A 22,326-nucleotide genomic window follows, 5' to 3' on the forward strand; every position below is an offset into this window, starting at 1 on the left:
ACCTAATAACTGTCGGGTGGACGCAACGCGAACGATTGCTAAATGGTCTCCGGGGAGTGGATCTACTTTCGCGGGAAATGCTTCAGCGCCGTCTTTCGCGCGAAGGCGTTAAGGCGCGTGTCCCCGGTGTACAAACAGATGAAAGGCCTTGGTAGTGACCAACTCTATCGGTTGCAATTACTGGTACAGGTTCTTTGGGGTGCTGATGGCGCTACAACTTGGTTCACCGTTAGCCGAAGCTCAAATCGGTTCGACATCGACCTTGATGCTTCAAGGGCCCTCTGAACAATCGGCGCAGCCAGTTATCCGCGATGGACTCGGGAGGCCCTGCCTGGATGTTGAAGCTGCATCACGGAGCCACGTGGTGAATCCCAACCTGCTAGATCACGTTGTTAGTATTAAGAACAACTGTCCGCGCAAGATTAGCGTCAAAGTGTGCTACTTCGGGTCGGAAAACTGTAATGCGTTTGATGTTCTCGGTTACAAGAGAGTTGATACTGTTCTCGGGACCATGACGGGAATCAAGACGTTCAGATACACGATTTTCCAGAAGTAGCGCTTGAATTGAGATCTACACTTGATTCCCATCTTTTCATATGAAACGCGAACTGCACGTCACGTCGAGGCCTTCCGGGAAAGCGCAAGGCTGGCTGGTGCCGAGCTAACAATTCTTTCAACCCCCCCGGGTCCGGACAATAGCGGGTTTGCGCAGTTCGAGCGGAATTACTTCCATCGATCCGTAAATTCACGCGCGTTCGAAATTGCCTGCTTTGCTCGCTATTTCGCAATAGGCGAGTTTTTGAAGCGATCGCCCGTCGAGTCGTTCTTCCTCTCGGACACCGATATTCTAATACAACCGCGATACCCTCAGATAGAATTGCTTGTCGGAGACGCGGACGTGGTCTTGAGTGCTCCAACGACAGCTTTTCGAGGACCGGGGACGTACTTTGAAATGTCTCCACACTTTTCGTTTTGGCGAAAATCGTCCCTTACATCCTTCCTAGACTATGTTGTTCAAACCTACAGTTCGACAGAAGGTAGGAATTCCTTGAATAGGGTGGCTGAGGCAAATCTTCTGATCTCGCCACGCGCCAGTGTATCAGACATGACCCTTCTCGCGATGTGGGCGAACGACACAAAGCCAAAGCTTGTCAATGGTACCAGCGTCGTACAGAGAACCACCATCGATCATAATATCGCAATGTCATCTCATCAGGTGTCCAATCAATTTCAGATGCGGTGGGGAGCCAAACGCTTGGTACCCTGCAATGATGGCTTTTGCTTCGCTGATCATGACGGGCAGTTAGTCTATCCGTACGCGATCCACTTCCAAGGCAAGTACAAGATGATCATGGCAGACACGTTGAAGAAAAAGATTGTTCTGCCGTTTGTTATGACCCAGGCGATTAGTCTTTTCCGGAATACAAGAGCCAGGATGTCGGCGAGAGCGAAGCAAGTAGCCTCTCCTTCAACGCAGCCGAAGTGACGACAGGAGAGAGAGATGATTCACTGCTCAGTTATTGTTCCCGTTTTCAACAGCGCCACTACGCTCGCGGCCTGCCTAGCGTCACTAAGGGCCCAATCGCTCGAGGAGATGGAGATTTTGGTTGTCGACGACGGCTCCAGTGATAATTCCCTCGAGGTAGCAAGTCAGTGTGCCCAGGTCGATCCGAGGATAAAGATCTTCAGGATGGAGAAAAACAGCGGAAAATCCGTGGTGATGAACTTTGCTCAGGAGCGAGTTACTGGCGCGTGGATAGCCATTCTTGACGCCGATGATACCTACGAACCGTCTCGCCTCGAAACGCTGATCGCGTTGGGAGAGCATAACGGCGTGCAAATGGTTGCGGACAATCAGACTAAGATTGATCCCTTTACGGGTGAAGGGCTAGGCCTCGTCTATAAGGACGGCCGAATGAACAGGTTGATTGGACTGCACGAATACGTTGGGAGTATCGGTTGGAAGCACGATTTTGGGACGTTAAAGCCGGTGATCAGGTCGGACTTCGTCCGCTCGAACAATTTGAAGTACAACACCGCGTCGCGGTTTTCTCAAGACTTCTACTTTCTTCTTGAATTCTTCCTCTGTGGAGGGAGAGCTTTCGTTTCTGACAAGCCGCTGTATCGTTACACTGCCCCGTTCAGCGCCTCTAACATGAAGTGGACGAATACCGGCGCAGGGCGCTGGCGTCACAATTTTTCAATCGCGCTGCAGGTGAATGAGACTTACCTCGAACAAGAGCGTGTCCAGGCTGACCCTTATGTGCGCGAAATGTTGCTTCGTAAGAGCAGGGTGCTTGCAAATAATCTAAAGTGGGCGGGATTCAAGACGGCACTAGTGGAACGCGGGAAATTCAGAGCCTTGAAGTATCTGCTCCAGCGTGTGGAACTTTGGCCGATTGTGTTGAGACGCGTGCTTTTCGGTACTTTCTAGGGGTGTGGAGTTGTCGCTCGCGACCGTTCAGGGCAAGCCGTTGCTTGGTTCGACTCGACTATTGGGGAGCGTTCTCCTACTGGGGGGGCGAGCGTCAGTCTATCTCTCAGGATTTCTGTACAACCTTGTCTTTTCATACCTCCTCACACCAGCCGACTTCGGCAGTTTCTCTGCGTTAATGGCAACTGGCGAGTTGCTACTAGCTCCGATAACGTTGGGTTGTGGACTATTGATATACCGCAACGCTCGCACCACGGCAAAATTACCGCTCGTTGAAATTCTGTCGACGCTTTTCATCGGATCGACGCTCGCCGGCGCCGCATTGGTCTTGGCAAAGCTTTCGTTCCCCTGGATGAACGAAGAGCACCTACTTTTTCCGTTCTTTATCGCACTTCCCTTAGCTGCGACGCAGTTGATAATCAGCAGTTTTCGTGGTCTGGGCTACGTTTCTCTCTTCACAGTAGATCCAGCGATACGATACGCAACTTATGTAGCGTCTGCCGTCATTGCTGCGAGACTCATTTCTCCGGGCCTTGCCACCCTTGTGGGGGCAGTGTCGTTATCGAACGTCGCAATTTTTTTTGGCTACGTTTGTCTCGGTCTAGTACGCGAAAGATGTTCGACCATCTTGAATTGGAATATTCGTGAACAGGCTAGCCTTTTAGCCTCGACCTTGCTGAGCTTCGCCGTGCGCAAGAGTGACATTCTCATTCTCTCATCCGGCTTCGCTCCCGCAGCTCTCGGCAGCATGAAGATTGCGCTTCTGCTATCAGAGGCGCCGTTGCAGTTTGTTCAAGCTGTATTCTTCAAGTATTCGCATCTATTTGAATTCAACGAGACTGAAGGCACATCATCTGGGAGTAGACGGAAGCTTGCAAAAGGGTTCGTGGCGCTGGCGTGCGGGCTCAGCGTTGCGGCGCTCGGAGCGGCTGCTGTGCTGCAGGTCTTTTTCTCGGGAAAGTATACTTTTTTGTACGCGATGCTCCCTCTACTCGCCTATTACGTTCTGAGGATCGGAAGCTTGCCACTTGACCAAGCATTAGTCATGAGTGGCAAAGGAACTCTATTAACGAGGATCTACTTTGTTTCAGCCTTGGTCAAGGTTGGCTCGCTTTCTGCCGCGGTGAACCTTGTCGGAGAAAGTGCAATCTACTTATATCCGATCTTCGGGCTTCTCGAAATGATCATTGTCGAAGGGTTTGTGCGGCTGTCGATCAAGAGATCTTACGCTCTTTGGCTCTTCGGATAATTACAGTAGCCCGAATAATGACACATAATCATACATTGGAGCACAGACGCGCCTCACCGTTCTCGGCCTCAGTGCTGACGGTTAGCTTGTCGAGCGTGCCATTGGTTTTGATCTTTGGGGTAGGCCCGTTCACCTACTATGGCCTATTCGCGCTCTATCTGCTCTCTCTTGCTGTTTGGCTCTTCCGAGGCGATGTGCTTGAGGACGCGCTAGCTCTCTCAACAATGTTCGTAACGTTTTACGTGCTCTTGCCTGAACCTATGTTGTCTGATGCACACTACTATTTTTGGAATGCCCCATCTGATTTCAACAATCCAAACACAAGGGTAGTGTGGATCTGCGCCGCTTTTTTAGGAAGTGCAAGCGCGGCAACGCTCTGGAGGCAGCAAGAGCATCAGCGATATGTGCCTCCGCCCATGGCGACAATTCATTTGCCTTTTGCCCTGCTTATAGCTGGCAGCCTGCTGCTTTTCGCAGCAGCATTTCCAGCGTTGTTGCTACAAACGAGATCGGAAATAAGCGTCGCCGTAGGACAAGAGGACCGTTCGGCACTGAGGCAGTTGCTGCTCGTCACTGCGCCGCGCGGCTTGGCAGCAGGATATCTGTTGGCTCTCGCGATATCCGCGGGTGGTGCATTGAAGTATCGGCGGACATTGCCGCTGGCAGAAGCATTGCTGGCGCTTCCGGCGCTGATCTTCTTCAACCCTCTCGCGATTTCTCGACAAATGCTTCTGACGGCTGGCCTTTCCGTTGCATTCGTCCTGTCGCGTTTCAGGATGTTGAACCGGAAATGGATTTTAGTCTGCTTACCTTTGGCTTCCTTGGTTGTCGCCCCGGCTATCTCGAATATCACTAGATATGAAGCGCGGAACGATAGTTTTCCTTTCGCCCCCGATTTTGACGTTCATCAAAATATCGCCCTAGCGATGGAACTGGTCGATTTGGAAGGATTTCGATTCGGACAACACCTATTAGCCTCGATTTCATCCGTCCTCCCGTCAGAGCTAAAGCTGTTCAAAACTGAGCATCTTCTAGCATCCGAAAGGCTGAAGGCTCTCTACAGTCAGACAAATATTTCGATGCCTATCTTCGTCGAGTTTTTTGTGGATTTTAGCTGGTTAGGGGTAGTTGGCATGACCTTTGCCATGTTCTGGGGGGTGCGGAGAATTCAGCAGAGCGTCTATCATGGTTCAGCCGGGACTTGGCTTTTAGGTGTTTACGCTCTGTTGTCAGGGAACTGGTTCGCGCTCAATCGAGGCCCATTTCTTGGTAACAGCCCGGTTCTGATTTTCTTTCTTCTAGGATGGACGGTATGTTGGTTCGGCATTAGTAGAAGTTTAGTTGCGCAACCATCGAACAATCGTCCAAAACCGGGCATGCGGTCCGTCCGCCAGACAAGCCGTGGCGCGTCATCAGGGACTCAGCCAGGCTTGGTTGATGAAGTTTGAGTTGACGTCAGCTCCGTTAGCCCAAAGCGGGCGCGCTCGATTGTCGAGATAGAAGCTGTGGGGCACTCGCCAGATGAAGTGCATTGAGCAACACAAGAGTCGCTTACGAACAAACCTGGTCGGAGCTTGCCCTGGCGTCCACATAACAGTTTCTCGGCTGCCAACGCATTGATGATTTTGGGGACGTTTCGCTGGCGGCCCCCGTTTCTACTTGGCTACCCACTCAGCTCATCAAAGAATCCAACATAGCGAGCTGCGACCGCATCTGGTTCGGTAGCGTCAGCGAATCTCCACGAACGGTCAGAACGGAAGCCGCCAAGATACGTCTTGAGCAGATCCCAGGGGAGCTCCTCAGAAGCGGGGTCTACAAGGCACGCGTAGTCGCCAAACAACTCGCGATGCACGGCAATGTCAGAGAGCAAAAGGGGGCGCCTCAGTTTTGCCGCTTCTGCTGCCGCCATGTTGAATCCTTCAAAGAGCGAAAGCGAAATGAAGAACTCGGCGCCAGCAACAAGCTGAAGAACCATCTTTTTGGGGATGAAGCCAGTCTGTACAACGGACTCGTCTGGCAAGTTACACCGTTGCAGTAAATCTGCGATTGCCAGATGGCGGCCCGTCAATACGAGCTTCAGGTTCGGGACGTGATCTCTAATTTGGCGGAAAAACGAAAAGACCTTCTCTATGTTTTTATGCGGATAGAAATGAAAGTTGGCGATAGCATAAGGTGATGAACCGATTGCACTGATAATGGGTAGATCTACGGGACACGTATCAACGGTAACTGGGTTCAATATGACGGTGTGTCTTCTCGGCTCTCCAAAGTACCGAATGAAATCCGCTTTTGTCGCTTCGCTGATGAACACCACACCTGCTGCCTGGCTGCGCGCGATTCGATGAGAAGCTTCGAGCAAAAGTCGTTTGGCCCTGGAATGGAATTGGGGGTACGACCTGTATTGTAGATCGTGCACGAGGACTACGTTGCGTGTTGAAGATCTGGGCAGCGGGACGGTGAAATAGTTTGGAAAGAAGAGAACGACATCCTCTCGAAAGTGCCTTAACTCCAAGGTAATCTCTTCCGAAAACCTCCGAAGCGTTCTCGCCGTTGAATGGTCCATGGATGGGAATACCTCTTTGAAATGAGGCAGGCTCCTCTTGAATGCGTCCGAGAGGTTGTGGGCTACATCGGCCACGCCGCCCGGGTTGGCGACGTAGGCGTAGTTGTGAGACATGATAAGAGGTCTAGGCATCAGGACACCAAGGATTATCCCTAGCTCAGGCGGTGAAGAAGTTCGACCGTCTGTTCTCCCAAAAAGCCTTCTTGGTAAATCCCAACATTAAAGGTGAGAGCCACTCTCATTTGACGATAATGCTGGATAACTTGGGATAGGTATTCAGCTCTGTACAAAGGCGGTCCCATCTCGCCCGGTCCCCCATAGCCCCATTTTCCAAAGTTATCGATGGGTGCCACGACATGAGCCTGGCACGTCAGCCCACTCAGGTATGTATCCGATAGCGGGAAGGTCTTTGGTAGGCCGAGCTTTTTTGCGAGCGGCCCATCGACGCTGAAGCCGTCCGCTTCTCCCGACAAAAGGTCCTGGTGCTCAGTCAATGCATACGGATGATCAGTGAGGAAGCATCCATCGTTGAAGGACAGCACTCTCTTCGGATTGCCGGCCCTGAGGGCGCCGGACCACAATGACCAATCGCGTTTCGAATTGGGGAAGTCCTTCCAGTTGTAGCAGCCATCGATCCACCAGCCGTTGCAAGTTGTTCCGTACCGTTCCGAGTACTCTCGCAAGAATTCGGTATAGCGATGTTGGAATGTATCCTGATTGGCCGGGTCCCATCCGAATGCGGCGTGTAAGGCGGTGACCGCTTTGATTTCTCCAGGTGCATAGGCGATGAGCGAAATGCCTCGCGCGTGAAGCGCCTTTGCTAGTTCGAAAACCAGATCCCGACTGGGTGTGCGTCCGGGGCCTGCGATCGAATCCAGGTAGCGATTAGGACTTGCATAAAAGCCCTTGTTCTGGCCGATTGTGAAGATCACCCATGAAACGCCTGTACCAGAAATTTGGCCGATCAGGCGATCAAGATCGAAGTGGTCAATCGCATCGTTCAGATCCGACCGGTACTTGCCTGATCTTGCTGCCGGTCCAGGGGCGATCCAGTGAAGCATTATTCCCCAACGTCCCACCATCCACTCAGCTCGCCGGGAAGTCGGGTTCGCCTGAAGAGGTAACGAGGCTAGAGAACCGGGCAGTGATAGCAACCCACCCGTGAACACGCGTCTATTAATCATTCACATTCAACGATTGTAGTCTTGCCCGAGCATCGCTCGCATTCCGCTATCAGTACGCTGTTGGTTTGGCGAAAGTGACCAGCACGGTGCGCACCAAGATTGCAACGTCCAACCCTAAGCTCCAGTTATTGATGTACCACAGATCACACTCCACGCGCTTTTGCATCAGCTCGAGCGCGCGGGTCTCGCCGCGGTAACCGTTAACTTGGGCCCAGCCGGTGATACCGGGTTTGACGTGGTGGCGGAAGGCGTAGTTGCCGATGATCTGCTCATATTCGCTGTTGTGCGCGGCGGCGTGCGGGCGGGGGCCGACCAGCGACATGTCGCCCTTGAGCACGTTGAAGAGCTGCGGCAGCTCGTCGATCGAGGTCTTGCGCAGCCATTTGCCGATGCTCGTCACGCGGGGGTCGTTCTTCTGCGCCTGCACGATGGTCGGGCCGTCCTCGAGCACGCGCATGGTGCGGAATTTGAAGATCTTGAAGCCGCGCCCGTTGAAACCGTTGCGGGTCTGGCGGAAGAACACCGGCCCCGGCGAGGTCGCCTTGATCAGGATTGCCGTCACCAGCATCGCGGGGGCAAAGACGATCAGCGCCAGGCTTGCGCCCACGAGGTCGAGCGCGCGCTTGAGCGCCCGTTCCTTCCAGGAGAGTGGTGCGCGGCGCAATTCCGCGGTCCATGTATTGCCGGTGTTCACCAGCGGATGGCGCAAGAAACGTGCAGCATGGGCATCGGGCAACAGATGCACGGGCACGGGCAGGATTTTCAGCGCGTCCAAAATGCTGTCGATCGCGTGCTGCCGGCTCCAGCTCATCAGGAGGAAGATGTGCTCGATCCGATTCTCCCTCGCATAGGCGATCAGCTCGTCAAGGCGCGGGCCGATGGAGGAGAGCAGGAGGGGCGAGGCGAGCTCCTTGGAGCGGATCTCCATGATCCGCAGCAGCCGATAGCCATGCTGCGCAAGATCCATCATCGCGTTGGACGAGGCCGGCAGCCCGAATTCGGCGATCAGAAGCGCGCGGCTGTTGGCGAATGCGCCGGTGCGCAAGGCATGCGCCGTCCAGCGCGCGGCGAGCGCCTTCCAGATCAGCAGCACGGCAAGGCCGGCCAGATAGAACGAGATCGTGGTGCCGCGGGAAAAGTTTTCGCTCACCTTCATGGTGAAGGCGATCGCCAGCAGGGCGCCGAACAGCCCCGTCCACGTCGTCAGCGTCACGCGGAAGGTGCGCGGCAGGTTGGTGATGGTCTTCAGGCGATAGCCGTGCTGGACCGTGATCAGGAGCGCGAAATTGATCGCCACCAGCAGGCTGGCCGCGGCATAGACATCCGCCTTGCCGAGCAACGTTTGCGTAAAGAGGTGATAGGCCGCCGCGCAGCCAATGCCGCTGATCACAACCAGAGCGGCATCGACGCACATCACAAGGCGCTCGACAACCATAGGTCGCAGCCAGCTCGGCGCCAAGCTTTGGGATGTTGTCCGATCATACTCCAGAACGTGAATTTCCGCAGCAGAATCAGGAGCTGACGTCGGCCGAGCCGATAGAATTGTCATCGCTCTAAAGCTCACTTACGATAAATGTCCTATCCCGACGCGCCGTGCTATCGGGCAAAACCGCAATCCAAACAAGGCGAAGGAAAAAGTAACCTTACCCCAGCAGTTCTATTGTACCGCATCCTCTGTCCCGACCGATATGTCAAATTTCGCAAATCCCTAGGAAGCTCTCAGTGTCTCAGACCCGGCCCCGGCGCCGATCCAAGCGGAGGACCAGTCCGTACGCTGCCATCGGCCTTGCCGCCGCCGCGCTTTTGGGAACGGCGCTCCTGGTCCTGCGCCCCGATTCCGTGCCGAGACAGGCCTCGAGGGTCCCCGCGGCCAAGGTCGCGCTGCTTCTGGATGGAGCATATGGAGCCCGGTTTGCCGGCGAAATGGCCGCCCTCAAGCAGGGATTTTTTGCTTCCGACATATCTCTGGCGGTCCGCCCCGATGGTCCCGACTTCATCGCGACCATTGCACGCCAACATGCCATCGGCGTGACGAGCGGTCAGACGTTCCTGCTGGCGGCCTGGCGCGGCGTGCCTGTGACCGCCTTTGCTGCGAGTTTCCTCGATACCTCGGTTGCGATATTCGCGCTCGAAAGTTCGGGGGTGCGGCGCCCTGCCGACCTGATCGGCAAGCGCCTCGGTTACCGCAGGGGCAGCGAGGGCGACGTGATCTTCGACGCCATGATGGCGCAGCTCGGACTGCCGCGCAGTCAGATTACTAAAGTGGCCGATCGCGACAGCCTCGAGGCGCTCCGCGCCGGCGAGGTCGACGCTATCATCGCCTCGATCGATGACCAGCCAGATCCGACCAGCCCCGGCTACGTCCGGTTGAATGTCATCAAGCCGCAGGAGTACGGCATCCATGTCCCTGGCCTGGTCTACTTCGCCAGCAATGATCTCATGCATGATCAGCCGTCCGTCATCGCCGACGTGCTCCAGGGCCTCATCCGAGGCTGGCAGTTCGTCTATACAGATTATGCACGGAGCGTGCCGGTTCTGGCCGGCTTTGATCCGGAGAAGCTGAAGCCTGATCGGTGGAAATTCGAGCTGCAGCAGCAGCGAAACCTAGTCCTGCCGACCGGGGGACGTATCGCCGACTATGATGAGAGCCGATGGAAGACCCTCCGGGACATCCTTCTCTTTGCAAAACTCGGGGAAGAAGAGGTGCCGCTTGCCCAATCGGTGAACTACCAATTCCTTCGGGATGTGTACCGCCGTTCACCCGATCTTGCCGCCCCCGGCGCCTGGACGGGGGAGAACTAGGGCCAAGAAGCCACAGTTGTGCGCCATATCGCCCCAATCACCGATCTGAGAGGCGGGACCCCGTTGCGTTCATCCTGCTAGGGTTGGTAATCTTTGGTCGCCGTTTGAGGCTGATTTCCGGATTTTCGGATATCCAGGCCGCTGCAGCGGGTCCTTCTTAGGGGGGCTGTGGCGGATTGGGTCCGTTGGGGCAAAGGAGCTTTTGGGGATGTTCAAGACGTTTGCGCGCGCAAGTCTTTTTGCCGTGGCCACCTCTTTCTTTGCAGTGAGTGGTGCACATGCAGCGATGCAGATGCCCGCCACGGCGGCTGTGCTGACGGGTGAGAACCAGGTCACGCCGGTTACGTTCTGGGCCCAGCCCTATCCCTACCGCTATGTGCCTGCGCGTCGCTGCCCGCTGGTGCGTGTTGAGACGCCGTACGGCTGGTACATGGATCGCGTCTGTGCGCCGGTAGGCCCCGTCCTGCGTCGGGCTTACTGATCGGCCCAGTCTGACCAGACAGATTCACCTAAGAAGCAGTCGTGCGGTCCGTACGGCTGCTTTGTCTATTTCCGAGCCGATAGTCTGCCGTCGGATTGTGCAACGGGCCTGTTCACCAAAAATGCCGTTTGGCGGTAACATGGGCTACCGCCCCGTAAAGATTGTGTTAACAAGCTGAGTGCGCTGCACTGCAGCGCGTCTTGGAATGGAAATGGGGGCTGTGCTGTGGGTTCTTTCATAGAGGGCCCAGGCGAGGTGTTTTATGACAGGGGCATCAACCTACAATCTTTCCGGAAAGCGCGTCTTTGTGGCTGGCCATCGCGGTATGGTTGGTTCAGCCGCCGTGCGCCGCCTTGCGTCTGAGAATTGCATAGTTCTTACGGCCGATCGCCGCGAACTTGATTTGACGAAGGAGGAGCCCACGCTTCGATGGTTTGAGGCCAACCGACCCGACGCGGTGATTCACGCGGCTGCAAAGGTCGGAGGTATCGCCGCCAACAACAATTTCCCGGTCGATTTTCTCTGCGACAACCTTGCGCTTGAGCTGAACGTCATTCGCGCAAGTCACGCCGTCGGCGTCCGGCGTCTGCTGTTTTTGGGTTCGTCCTGCATCTATCCAAAGCACGCCAAGCAACCGATCAGTGAAGATGAATTGCTCACCGGGCCCCTTGAACCCACAAATGAGTGGTATGCGATCGCGAAGATCGCTGGGCTAAAGATGTGTCAAGCCTATCGTCGCCAATACGGGGATGACTTCATCTCGGCGATGCCCACTAATCTCTATGGTCCTGGCGATAACTACCATCCGGATCATAGCCACGTGCCGGCGGCGCTAATTCGGCGCTTCCACGAAGCAAAGTTGGCGAACGCGGCAACGGTGACGGTATGGGGCACGGGAACGCCGCTTCGCGAATTTCTCAACGTCGATGATTTCGCTGACGCCTGCGTCTTCCTGTTGAAACAGTATTCCAGCGACACGCCCATCAACATCGGCAGTGGCGATGAGTTGTCGATCGCCGATTTTGCTGCAACGGTTGCAGACGTCGTCGGCTACCAAGGCAAGCTCGTTTTCGACACGTCCAAACCCGATGGCACGCCACGCAAGTTGCTCGATAGTTCAAGGATTCGCGCGCTTGGTTGGCGACCGAACATCGCTCTGCGATCCGGTCTCGCTGCCGCTTACGCAGATTTCCTAAAAGGACATGGCCGTCATTTGGCGGTTAGCGCAGTCAGCTAAGCGAAATCGGTTGGACTTCAAAGTTTTTCAAACCCTGAACTTTAAATTGGATTGCGCTTTATGCGTGTTCTTTTGGTCGGCATCAACTATGCCCCCGATCTGATCGGAGTGGCAAAATACAATGCTGAGCTCTGCGAAAGCCTTGCCGCCGAAGGCCATGAAGTCAGAGTGATTACGGCGCCTCCTTATTACCCTGCCTGGAAGATTCCGACGGGTTTCAAGAGTTCTTACTTCAGATCGAGGTCGATCGGAGGCGTCCGCGTGAGGCGTACGCCGATTTATGTGCCCGAGCATCCATCGGGCGCGAAGCGGCTGATCCATCATGCCTCGTTCGCGCTCTCCAGTGCAGCGCCAGTGCTTATCGATGCGCTCTCCTGGCGACCGGATGTCATGATCGCAGTCGCGCCGTCTCTCATGTCGGCTGCCCTTGTCTCACTGGTTGCGCGTCGCGTCGGTGCCAGGTCATGGCTTCATGTCCAGGATTTCGAGGTGGATGCGGCATTTGATCTTGGTCTGCTGCGCAACCATTCTCTGCGCAAGTGGATGCTGAGAGCGGAAGCGGCGATCCTCAAGTCGTTCGATCACGTTTCAACGATCTCTGAGGCGATGCTGCTGCGCCTAGCAATCAAGGGGCTGGCTCCCAACAAAGCGCTTGAGGTCAGAAATTGGATTGATACCAGCGCGATCTGCCCGGGGTCGCGAATGACGAAATATCGCCGGCAGCTGAAGCTTGGCGAGGGCGATATTGTTGCGCTCTACTCCGGAACCATGTCGAACAAGCAGGGGCTTGACCTCGTGATCGACGCTGCGATCAGATTGGAGCATAGCCATCCACATGTTCACTTTATTCTTGCGGGCGAGGGGCCACACAAAATGAGGCTCGAGCAGATGGGCGCTGGACATTCCAACATCCATTTTTTCGGACTTCAGCCCAACGAGAGCTTCAATGAATTGATGGCGACGGCCGATTTTCATCTCATTCCGCAGAAGGCCGAAGCGGCCGATCTGGTGTTGCCCTCGAAACTTGGCGCTATCTTCGCATCCGCGCGGCCGGTCATAGCGATGGCCGAAGAAGGTACGGGGTTGGCGGCGGAAGTGACCGGTGCCGGTCTCGTGATTCCGCCGGGAGATTCGTCCGCTCTGGAAGTTGCGATCTGCCAGCTCAGTGAGGCTCCGGCCCTTCGCCGCCGTTACGGCGATGAAGGTCGAAAACGCGCGCTTGATCGCTGGGATCGGCGGACCATCGTTCGCCGGTGGGCGGAAGTCATGGCAGGTCAGCGCAGTTCGAGCGAGAAGGAGGGCTTGGATCCGACGGGCGTCAATGACAACATTCGGCTCCTTGGGGAGGATGCGGTTCGCTTGCCTTGACGTGCTTTGTCTCAGCCTGGCTGGGTTGCACGCGTGTCATTCGGCGAAACTGGACGGAAACCAACGCCACAATGGGCGTTTGGCTGAGCTGGTTGCGGTCGACTCATTCGGCGTAGGTGACGCGATCCCCTGAGGGAGAGAACTGGAACGCCTGTTGATTGCCGCGCCGATTACGCGGAAGATCGAAGCGGGCTAGAGGCAAAGCCGAAGGAACGGCTGATGCCAAGAACTCTCCAGGAACAGCTGGACCAGGTTGAGCGCGATATCGAACTGTACTCAGAATTTGATAGGGCTGAGAAAGCTCGGTTCAATCGCGAGTCTTACTTGTGGACTGCAGAAGATCGCATCGAATGGCAGGAGATACAATCTGACAATGCTCAAAGACTTCGCGAATTGCTCGAAGAGCGTGACACTCTGCGCAGGCAGCTGAGCCCGTAAAGACGTTTCATCGCATGTTCCTTTGACCTGAAGGGGAACCGGCAACCCTGAGGGGTGGAGTTCTGGCCGCCGAAATGGAAACGTCATTTGGTCGACCTATCCGCATTCCACATCGTCTCGAAGCCATGCGGGCAATGCCGCAGGGACCCACCAAGTATTTGCGGGAGTGCCTCGGCAAGAAACAAGTCCCGCGGCAGTGAAGGACGAAAGCACGCGCTGGGTCGATGGGATCGGCGGACCATTGTTCGCCGGCGGGCGGAAGTCATGGCAGGCCGGAGCATTTCGAACGAGAAAGAGGGCTTGGATCCAACGGGCGCCAGCGACAGCATCGGGCTTCCCGGGGAAGATGCGGTTCGTTTGCCCTGACGTGCTTGGTCTCAGGAGCCGGGTTGCATGCACGCCGTTCGGCGCAACTGGACGGAAACAAGCGCAACAATAGGAGCTTACTCTCTCGTCCGGCCAGTGTGACGGCTGATCTACGCCAATGAGTTATTCGTGGCGGGCGAAACAGCGGAAGCCGTGCCGCTTGATCAGTTCATCCCGCTTCGCGGATCCTCCGATCCTTCTCCTCGAAGGGCAGCTGTTAATTCTGCGGCGAGACGATCCATAAGGACTAGTGTGAAATCGACTGTGAGATGATTGGCGTCTCTATAGACAACGACGCCGTCGCGAATAGCTGGACATACCAAGCCTGTGCAAATCGACGATGTTAGGTCGATCATGCGCGCGTTGTTGATGGACGAGACGGCGCGTTGCTCTGCTTCGAACACTTCGTTGCTTGTGGTGAGCGAAAGACTGCGACTGCACGTGCTAAATGGTAAACCACGCCATTCCGCCCGAGCGAGACAATTTCCGACCGGGTGATAAGGAGTGGGATTGTCGCGGATCACAATGAGCTTGGCGTTGAGCGGTTCGAGTTCCTTGAGAGCCCCGGATAATCCGCGTTCCCACGTCTCAACGCTCACCGCATGAGGTCCCAGATTGGTGAATGGTCCTTTGACGTTTCCGCTCGAAAACTGTGCCAACAGTATTGCGTCGGGGCTATCTTGCTCTTTTATCATGGCGATCGCCTGCTCGCGCCAGCTTGCGCACTGTGGCGAAAGCCGCCGAAGTCGCAAACTGTAGACCTTGGAAACCGGGATATTGGCGACAGGACAGGAGGCCTTTAGGTACGTGATGAGCCGCCATCCTCTCTGTTCAGCAATAGCCGCAAGCGCGGTCGTCCATTGATCGGCGTGAGAATCTCCCAACAGAACAATTGTCTTTGTATAGCTAGATGGGCCGAACACGCAGCGGATGGGAATCTGTGTCGTGAAATCGGCCAGACAACCACTCTCGCTCGAAAGGGAATACTTCGAAATCGAGGCAACTATCTTCGCTTGCGCGGCATTCGTGGCGTACTGCGCGATCGCAAACGAGAGGATGCCAGCAACTGTGGCGGTTAGCGTAAGGGCGCCACCCATGACAATTGATCGTGCAGATCGTCGTGCCAGCCAGTGACTGGCTCGGATCGGGTTTTCGAGCCAGACGAGGCTGAGCGAGGCGAGGACGACTGTCATGACAAAGAAAAGGCAATTGGCGAGTGCCGTGCTGCCGACGAGCACCGTACCAAGCACTGCAATCGGCCAATGCCAGAGGTAAATGGCGTAGGACCGGGCACCGAAGAACTGAAACGGATGCGTCCTGAGCAAAGCTGACGGTCCATGAGGATTGTCCCCCGTGAGCAGCAGCAGCGCCGTAGCTGTCACTGGAGCAACGGCAACTACGCCTGGGAACGCCATGAAGCCGTCGATCGCAAAGAATGACAGGATGAGAATCGCGAATGACAACCATCCAACGATTGAGCTCGAGCCGGCCTGCTTTGCCCAACGCTCGAAGGGGCATGCTGCGATCAGAGCTCCTGCGCCAAACTCCCATGCTCGAGGGGGCGCAAGATAGAACGCCCAAGCTTGCTTGCTGTAGGTCAGGTAGATGCAGCCAGCGAACGATCCGAACACTACGATCAGTAAAGCTAGCAGGAGGACCTTTTGGCTGAAACGTCCCACAATGAGGAGAAAAACGGGCCAGACCAGGTAAAATTGTTCCTCGACTGAAAGTGACCACGTATGAAGAAAGGGATTGAGCGAACTTTCGGGGGCGAAATAGTTCATGGACTGGCGGAGGAGCCAAACATTGGCGGCATACAGCGCAGAAGCTGCCGCCGACTTGGCCATCTCCTTCTGTTCAAAGGGCGCCAGCACGAAGTATCCGATGATTAAGGTCGCTAGCGTGACCGCGAGAGCGGCAGGCAAGAGTCTCTTAGCCCTGCGACCGTAGAAGCCAATAAAATCGAGCTTCCCGGTCGCGGCTATCTCCCGAAGCAGAAGTTGGGTGATGAGAAAGCCGGATATGACGAAAAACACGTCTACACCGACAAATCCGCCGGTGAAGCCCGGAACTCCGTAGTGAAAGGCGACCACCGACAGAACGGCGATCGCCCTTAGCCCCTCGACATCTGCTCTGAAATGGGGCGCGGCTCGCGATACGGGCTGCGTGTCTATTGTTGCGCACATTGCATCAAGAAACGCGAAAACGTTCAGTACTGCGCATTTCGATCGGGGAGTTTGGCGATTTTCGGTTATTCGTAGGGCGGCGGCGAGGCAAGGCTGACGGTCGCCGGATACGCGAGGGAGAAGTCGGGCGCGATCCGTCCTCTCTAACAGCCCTGACTACCTTGAGTAAGTTCCAGGACGTCACCGAAGAGGGATGCGGCGATAGCGGCGAGGCATCGGCTCGGAAACGTTGGGGGCTTGGTTGAAGCAGGAAGACGTCGGTCCAGCCCCAAACGCCTCGTCCCGCACTGCCGGCGGAGGATGCGGTTCGCTTGCCCTGAAGAGGGGTGACACCGCGGTAACGTCGCTTGGCAAGAGCAATCAAGAGTAAGCGCCGCGAGAGCGCTTACTTCCTTCTCATCAATCGCTATGAAGACCTACGACAGGCTACTCGTGTCGCGCGAAGTAGCGGAAGCCATGCTTCTTGATCAGTTCGTCCCGCTTCGCAGATTCGAGATCCTCCTTCATCATCTCCCGAACGAGACTCTCGAACGACGTTTGTGGCTCCCAGCCGAGCTTTTGTTTCGCCTTGGTGGGATCACCGAGAAGCGTCTCGACTTCGGTCGGTCGGAAATACCTGGGATCGACCGATACAACGCACTTTCCAGTTTTGGTGTCGTATCCCTTTTCATCGATCCCCGCGCCTTCCCAGCGAATTCGCATTCCTATTTCGCTGGCGGCGACGTTGACGAAATCCCTTACGGAGTGCTGCTTGCCGGTAGCGATGACGAAGTCTTCCGGCTTTTCTTGCTGCAGCATCAGCCACTGCATCTCAACGTAGTCGCGGGCGTGACCCCAGTCACGCAGCGCATCGAGATTGCCGAGGTAAAGCCGTTCCTGAAGACCCAAATTGATCCGCGCCAGCGCGCGGGTAATTTTCCGGGTCACGAAGGTCTCGCCGCGGACGGGAGACTCGTGATTGAACAGGATGCCGTTGCAGGCGTACATGCCGTAGGCTTCGCGATAGTTCACCGTGATCCAGTAAGCGTAGAGCTTGGCAACCGCATAAGGGGAACGTGGGTAGAAGGGGGTCGTTTCCTTCTGCGGGATCTCCTGGACGAGGCCATAAAGTTCGGACGTCGAGGCCTGGTAGAATCGCGTTTTCTTCTCGAGGCCAACGATCCGGATAGCCTCTAAAATTCGAAGTGCGCCCAACGCATCCGAATTTGCCGTGTATTCGGGTTCTTCGAAAGAAACCGCAACATGGCTTTGCGCGGCGAGATTATAGATCTCGTCGGGCTGCACCTGGCCGACGATACGGATCAGGCTCGACGAATCCGTCAGGTCGCCGTAGTGCAAGCGGAAGGGCGGGTCCGGCTCATGCGGATCAAGGTAAAGGTGATCGATACGATCGGTATTGAAGAGCGAGGTCCGGCGCTTGATGCCATGGACTTCATAGCCCTTCTCAAGAAGCAGTTCGGCTAGATAGGCGCCGTCCTGTCCCGTAACACCGGTGATAAGTGCGCGTTTTTTCGTCATGCAAATCTCGCAGATATTGGCACGTGTTCTTAGCCAAAGCGTTCGGTTTGGGCTACCCGAAACAAAGCGAATTTTCGAGCGGATTGGTCGCTAATGTTAACAGACCCGGGGATGGCGCCCGGCAATCACGCCGCAGCAGCGGCGGCGAGGACGACTAAAGCCGATCGTGCTCTCTGCGTCTAAACGCAGTGCTCACTGCAGGCACGCTTCGCAATTTTGCTTGCCAGGAGTTGAGCGCGACGCGCGCCAGCATGATGCCAGACGCTGCTCCCGCGACCTTGGTCATCGCATCCATGAGGCGGCCGTGTCGGTCCGGGGTAAGTAGTTGCAGCATCTCAAGCAGGATCGCGCTTCCAACGACAATCAGGACAGCACGAATGGGACGGTTTGGATAGGCCAGCGCGAAGACGAGCCCCAATAGTAGGAACGCTGCGAAATGTTCCAGATGGGACGATGCAACCTGGGGTCTATCATGCACGGGACCAAGCGTCATGAACGCCACGATCCCAAGCGCCAGCCATCCTGCAATAAGACAAAGTTTTGTCATGCTTCCTCATAGCGGGAACTTCGCGATCCTGCAACGCATAGCTTGGAATCTGGCTCGAATCTGGCCCCCCGAGTGGTGGAACGGTCATACGCCGGTCGCACGGCGGCCGCCTATTATTTGGTCAAATAGTCTCAGAGATAGGTGCAGTTGCGCGGAAAACGGTGCTTGGGATGGCCGCACGTTAACGCCGGTTCGCGCGCTTGAATGCTTGGCCTTCGACATTTGCCTTCAGCTTCGGAAGGCTCCGGTGCCTTTCGATCTCCTTGAGAGGCAGCAATCTCCAGGCCTGCGCGGCACTGAGTTGGCCTTCAGGCAGGAGATCTCCCGTGCTTGCGCTTACACGTCCATGCTGATGGTGGTCTCCGATGGCGACAAGACGATTGTCGATTTCGAAGGCGGTAAATTAGATCAGGGCGCCAGCTCAGCGCGTTCTGCACCGTGCAGCGTTCTACTTGCTCTTCGAATTCGGGCGCGATGAGATCAAGGGCCGACCGTGGCCACCTTGCTCGGGAGCGACACAGGTTTCCCCAAAGCCCGCACGAGCTTGGAGAGTTGGTCGTCGTTGTCGCACTTCGTCAGTAGGCCCTTGAGCCTGTCGCTCCCCTTAAGCCTCTCGCGGGTTTGGTCGGAAAGCACCCATCCAAGCGGGAATGATTGCTCCTGCGCGCACATGGCCATATGGAAAAACAAGGGCTTTAGGGTTGCCGACTTAAGGGAGGTCGCATCGCCAATGTCGAGTTCGGGTTTCGATTGATCTTCACAGCACAGATGAGCGAGGCCGGTGACGGCGGTGAAGCCGTGAGCTTCCCGCACCGACATGATGCCGATCATCGGTGCGCTCAATTCGTTGAAGAGCGACAGGTCCCACCAATGGCGATTGGCCTGATAGCTTTCGAGGGCCTCGCCGCGGTGGTCCGTGCATTGGCGGACCAATGTTTTGCCCACGACCATCGTCGGATCACTGCTGATCTGCAGGATCACGGGTCGGATTGCGTTACCCTTCGCCTTGATCGCCGCGCGTGCGAGCTCGACGGCCGTCTGCGCGCCGTAGTTTTCGAAGTAGCCCCCGTCGATAACGAATCCATGAGGTTTATTGTCCGGATCGATCAGGTCGCCGGCGGGAGAGATGTAGGTGAAGCGTGCGCTGTTGTGGGCAGCCGTGCTGAGGCGAACGTCGGATGCGAGCATTTTAAGGGCATCGTAGCTGTCGACAAACGTGTCCTGATCGATCTTGAGGTGGCTGGTAATGATGCGTCGCCCGGTTTCCTGATGCGTGGCATTGAGGAGCAGTGCGGGCCGCCATTTCCATGAGTCTGGCGATAACCTGATTTCCGGAAAGAAGCTGGTAAAGGAATTAGACAACAGTCCGCTATCGGGCGCTTGTTGTTCGAAGCCGCGTTCAAGTGCCTCGCCGCGGTCAATCTGTCCGAAATCCGGCAGGAAGTTGGAAGGAATGTCGATGAATGCAAGGCTTGCTAGGCCTGGGGCGAGAAGGTCGCCTTCAAGATAGGTCGTCGGCTCGACCTTCGGCCCGACCGTCGTTCCGTTCGTGGGCGCGACCTTCGGCTTCTTCTCAAGATGATCATGAACCGCTGCGGCGTACGCGGCTGCTCCGACGCTCCCGCCGGAGACACCGCTGATGGCGAACAGCAAGGGGCGCATTAGCCCGTCGTTGTCCGGCTGGCCGGCCGCGGCAATCGCAGCCTCGATCGCAGCGTCGTCCAATTCTGCCTCGAGCTTCTCGAGAACGGTCGCTGTCCAATACGCGGCACGGATCCCGCCGCCCGCAGTCGCGATGATGAACAGCGGAACGGGTTCTCCGGGATGCAACGAGTGGTAGATCGGCGCGGCCTTCTGGTACCATGCTTCAACGGCCTCGGTTACGGTGGGCCGCTGGTCGTACCTTGCGATAGCGGACATTCCCGGACTCTGTGGCGCGGGCTTGCATTGTCCGCAAAGCCGAACAGGGTGGTAAGTCCGGGTGGCCGACATCAATATGGCGGGCGCCACCAAGAGTCCGACGAAAACGCACCACACTGTCTGTCTGTGAATCGCAGTGAAGCCTCGCCGCCTGCAATCCCGCGCCAGGGAGTCTGCAATGAGATCCAGCAGATTGGCGCCGGACAGGAATGACCCGAACGCGAAGAAGGCAATCACCAGCGATCCAAAATGGCCGCCAACCCACATTGGCGAAATCCAGATCGCCAGTGTGCCGCCAACCATGATTGCGGTGAGACCCAAGCCGCATATCCATGAATTTCTCGCTTCCGCGATTGTGTCGCGTTGACGGTGTTCCTGAACGGCTCTGGAGCCGAGCGGTGGTCTGCGACGTAGCCAGCTAATCACGCCCAAAAAACCGATCGCGGAGAGCGAGATCGCCAGTATCGCCCAAAATAGACCAGCCGGAATAATTTCACGCCAGAGTGCAAATCCGAGGGCCATCAATAGCATGACTTCAAAAAACGCAGCCATCTGCATGTTCGAACGTGCGCGCGCTCGCTGCTCGGCGTTGCCCCTGTGGGGCAACAGCGCGTGCTCGAGGAACCAGACAAAAGAGACTGCGAGCACGATCGCTATGGGTGCAGTAACCGCAAGTGCAATATTTGCGACGGTATGTGTGAAATTGGTAGCTTGGAGTGCAGCAAAGGACAGGCTGCAAGCGGCGAGGAAATGAGCGATAACACCGACGAGACGAGGCCCCCAGAAAAGGAGAACCTGATGGTGTTCAGGCTCAGGAAACGCCCGATTGAGTCCGATCCGAGCCGACAGCCACGCGCTCACGGCCCAGTAGATCAAGACTAAAAACAGCACGGCGAATTGGCCGATCTTCTTGTCCATTAGACCAAGGCCAAGTTCACGCCCTTGATCGTTGAAGAACAGGAGGTACGTCGCGACGCCCATCACGCTGATTGGCAATGCCATTGCGGCCACGATCCGGCCTAAACGGCCGAACTCAACGATGTCGATCACGAGCCTGAGGCTAAGGAGGGAGGCGTAGGCGGCGAGAGCCAGCAGGGCGAAAGCCTCCGCGAGATGCGGCAGGGGATCAAGCGCGGCAAGAAACCGGTTGAGCGGGGGGTAATGCCAGGAGTGGTGCCAGTCGAACTCGGCAAGCAGCAGGAACAAGACGAGCGCCACGGAGAACCTTGGCAACAGTGCGCGATAGTGCAAACCGAAGCTGATCCATCCGTTCAGGCTTGTGCTCGCATTGCCATCCCAGCCGCCGATGAGAAGCGACCTGATCCTGACCAGGCGGTTCTGCCATCTGTCCCAGGCGCTCGGAGGTCGGATTTGCGCCCCATCGACTATACGGGCCGACCTGATGCGTCTCATTCGGGCAGCTTCGATGCGAAATTTCGCGTTCCACATGGATGCTCTCCATTACCGAATACGGCTGGCAGGGTTCGCTCATTGTCTGTGTGGGAAGCCCTTTTCCGCTCGCCGTACTATCAATGGTTGCGTCGCTCTCCACCGTGAGGCAGGTCACAGCCTTGGCATCACATGTTCGTGGCGGGGGTAACTCGAGCGGCCCTGCCTGGAGTTCGCGGAGGAGGGGGCCTGAGTGCAGCTCTGTCGTACTTGCGAAGCCGTATGCAGCAAGGCGATCTTCAATCTAGGAGGCGGCAATCTGATCGAGCCGCAGCTCGGCGCGTCTTTTGAATCGTGTAGCGCTCTGCTTGCGCTTCGAACTCGGCGCGATGCCCACTACATCGACGTGCTGAGGGACTCTTCGATTGCCCGTTGGGAATACGCCTCGAGAAGCTTGCGTCGCAAGAAGCGGTAGTGCTGGATCTACCCAGAAGAATTCTGCAACATCGATGGCGAGCAGCCACTCGATCGCAGATTGCGGCGCGAGATCGTTGAAGGTTGACTATCGCAATATTTGATAGTGTTGGACGCTTTCGTCAGGTGGCCCAACGGGGAGGAAAAGGACCACAAACTCTACCCCGCCC

At 56.3% G+C, this 22,326-nt stretch carries 15 protein-coding genes; 8 read left to right on the forward strand and 7 right to left on the reverse strand.

What is annotated here, in order from left to right:
* Positions 1-1,057 precede the first annotated feature (1,057 nt).
* The 4 genes from SO139_RS36530 (at position 1,058) to SO139_RS36545 (ending at position 5,131) form a co-directional block, all read left to right on the forward strand.
* The gene (locus SO139_RS36530) at positions 1,058-1,486 is read left to right on the forward strand and encodes a hypothetical protein (protein ID WP_498541528.1); all 429 of its coding nucleotides are present in this window, start codon (positions 1,058-1,060) and stop codon (positions 1,484-1,486) included.
* Between the two features lie 15 nt (positions 1,487-1,501).
* Positions 1,502-2,434, forward strand: a complete 933-nt coding sequence (locus tag SO139_RS36535) for a glycosyltransferase family 2 protein (protein WP_498541529.1) — start codon at positions 1,502-1,504, stop codon at positions 2,432-2,434.
* A gap of 10 nt (positions 2,435-2,444) precedes the next feature.
* Positions 2,445-3,683: a lipopolysaccharide biosynthesis protein gene (locus tag SO139_RS36540; protein WP_498541530.1), complete on the forward strand. Its 1,239-nt coding sequence runs from the start codon at positions 2,445-2,447 to the stop codon at positions 3,681-3,683.
* A 101-nt stretch (positions 3,684-3,784) separates the two neighbouring features.
* Entirely contained in the window at positions 3,785-5,131 is a 1,347-nt protein-coding gene (locus SO139_RS36545; protein ID WP_498541531.1) for a hypothetical protein, read from the forward strand.
* Between the two features lie 215 nt (positions 5,132-5,346).
* Here SO139_RS36545 and SO139_RS36550 read toward each other — a convergent pair whose 3' ends face one another.
* From SO139_RS36550 to SO139_RS36560, 3 genes are all read right to left on the reverse strand, one after another.
* Positions 5,347-6,360, reverse strand: a complete 1,014-nt coding sequence (locus tag SO139_RS36550) for a glycosyltransferase (RefSeq protein ID WP_498541532.1) — start codon at positions 6,358-6,360, stop codon at positions 5,347-5,349.
* Positions 6,361-6,398: 38 nt separating this feature from the next.
* The gene (locus SO139_RS36555; protein ID WP_498541533.1) at positions 6,399-7,307 is read right to left on the reverse strand and encodes a glycoside hydrolase family 113 protein; all 909 of its coding nucleotides are present in this window, start codon (positions 7,305-7,307) and stop codon (positions 6,399-6,401) included.
* A 172-nt stretch (positions 7,308-7,479) separates the two neighbouring features.
* Positions 7,480-8,865: an undecaprenyl-phosphate glucose phosphotransferase gene (locus tag SO139_RS36560; protein ID WP_498541534.1), complete on the reverse strand. Its 1,386-nt coding sequence runs from the start codon at positions 8,863-8,865 to the stop codon at positions 7,480-7,482.
* 488 nt (positions 8,866-9,353) lie between these two features.
* On the opposite strand from SO139_RS36560, the gene SO139_RS36565 reads away from it, so the two are divergent.
* The 4 genes from SO139_RS36565 (at position 9,354) to SO139_RS36580 (ending at position 13,318) form a co-directional block, all read left to right on the forward strand.
* Positions 9,354-10,232: an ABC transporter substrate-binding protein gene (locus SO139_RS36565; protein ID WP_474802460.1), complete on the forward strand. Its 879-nt coding sequence runs from the start codon at positions 9,354-9,356 to the stop codon at positions 10,230-10,232.
* Between the two features lie 208 nt (positions 10,233-10,440).
* Positions 10,441-10,713 carry a hypothetical protein gene (locus tag SO139_RS36570; protein ID WP_449382000.1) on the forward strand — a complete coding sequence of 91 codons (273 nt, stop codon included), beginning with the start codon at positions 10,441-10,443 and terminating at the stop codon, positions 10,711-10,713.
* Between the two features lie 262 nt (positions 10,714-10,975).
* Positions 10,976-11,950 (forward strand): GDP-L-fucose synthase family protein, encoded by a 975-nt coding sequence (locus SO139_RS36575; protein WP_498541535.1) that lies wholly within the window; start codon positions 10,976-10,978, stop codon positions 11,948-11,950.
* A 60-nt stretch (positions 11,951-12,010) separates the two neighbouring features.
* On the forward strand, positions 12,011-13,318 hold the full coding sequence (locus tag SO139_RS36580; protein WP_498541536.1) for a WcaI family glycosyltransferase: 1,308 nt from the start codon (positions 12,011-12,013) through the stop codon (positions 13,316-13,318).
* Positions 13,319-14,286: 968 nt separating this feature from the next.
* Here the strand turns inward: SO139_RS36580 and SO139_RS36585 are convergent.
* From SO139_RS36585 to SO139_RS36600, 4 genes are all read right to left on the reverse strand, one after another.
* Positions 14,287-16,308: an acyltransferase family protein gene (locus SO139_RS36585; protein ID WP_449381997.1), complete on the reverse strand. Its 2,022-nt coding sequence runs from the start codon at positions 16,306-16,308 to the stop codon at positions 14,287-14,289.
* Between the two features lie 426 nt (positions 16,309-16,734).
* Positions 16,735-17,826: a GDP-mannose 4,6-dehydratase gene (gene gmd / locus SO139_RS36590; RefSeq protein ID WP_498541537.1), complete on the reverse strand. Its 1,092-nt coding sequence runs from the start codon at positions 17,824-17,826 to the stop codon at positions 16,735-16,737.
* Between the two features lie 154 nt (positions 17,827-17,980).
* Complete coding sequence (locus SO139_RS36595) at positions 17,981-18,373, reverse strand: VanZ family protein (RefSeq protein WP_449382868.1); 393 nt, start codon at positions 18,371-18,373, stop codon at positions 17,981-17,983.
* Positions 18,374-18,853: 480 nt separating this feature from the next.
* On the reverse strand, positions 18,854-21,742 hold the full coding sequence (locus tag SO139_RS36600) for an MFS transporter (RefSeq protein ID WP_498541538.1): 2,889 nt from the start codon (positions 21,740-21,742) through the stop codon (positions 18,854-18,856).
* Positions 21,743-22,326: the final 584 nt, after the last annotated feature.

It is taken from the genome of Bradyrhizobium sp. UFLA05-89 (genome assembly GCF_059803475.1).

What these genes read in the sequence shown, in the direction of transcription:
- SO139_RS36535 (WP_498541529.1), top strand. Translation starts at nt 1,502, where the DNA reads ATGATTCACTGCTCAGTTATTGTTCCCGTTTTCAACAGCGCCACTACG.
- SO139_RS36580 (WP_498541536.1), top strand. Translation starts at nt 12,011, where the DNA reads ATGCGTGTTCTTTTGGTCGGCATCAACTATGCCCCCGATCTGATCGGA.
- SO139_RS36560 (WP_498541534.1), bottom strand. Translation starts at nt 8,865, where the DNA reads ATGGTTGTCGAGCGCCTTGTGATGTGCGTCGATGCCGCTCTGGTTGTG.
- SO139_RS36595 (WP_449382868.1), bottom strand. Translation starts at nt 18,373, where the DNA reads ATGACAAAACTTTGTCTTATTGCAGGATGGCTGGCGCTTGGGATCGTG.
- SO139_RS36575 (WP_498541535.1), top strand. Translation starts at nt 10,976, where the DNA reads ATGACAGGGGCATCAACCTACAATCTTTCCGGAAAGCGCGTCTTTGTG.
- SO139_RS36570 (WP_449382000.1), top strand. Translation starts at nt 10,441, where the DNA reads ATGTTCAAGACGTTTGCGCGCGCAAGTCTTTTTGCCGTGGCCACCTCT.
- SO139_RS36550 (WP_498541532.1), bottom strand. Translation starts at nt 6,360, where the DNA reads ATGTCTCACAACTACGCCTACGTCGCCAACCCGGGCGGCGTGGCCGAT.
- SO139_RS36565 (WP_474802460.1), top strand. Translation starts at nt 9,354, where the DNA reads ATGGCCGCCCTCAAGCAGGGATTTTTTGCTTCCGACATATCTCTGGCG.
- SO139_RS36585 (WP_449381997.1), bottom strand. Translation starts at nt 16,308, where the DNA reads ATGTGCGCAACAATAGACACGCAGCCCGTATCGCGAGCCGCGCCCCAT.
- SO139_RS36555 (WP_498541533.1), bottom strand. Translation starts at nt 7,307, where the DNA reads ATGCTTCACTGGATCGCCCCTGGACCGGCAGCAAGATCAGGCAAGTAC.
- SO139_RS36600 (WP_498541538.1), bottom strand. Translation starts at nt 21,742, where the DNA reads ATGTGGAACGCGAAATTTCGCATCGAAGCTGCCCGAATGAGACGCATC.
- gmd (WP_498541537.1), bottom strand. Translation starts at nt 17,826, where the DNA reads ATGACGAAAAAACGCGCACTTATCACCGGTGTTACGGGACAGGACGGC.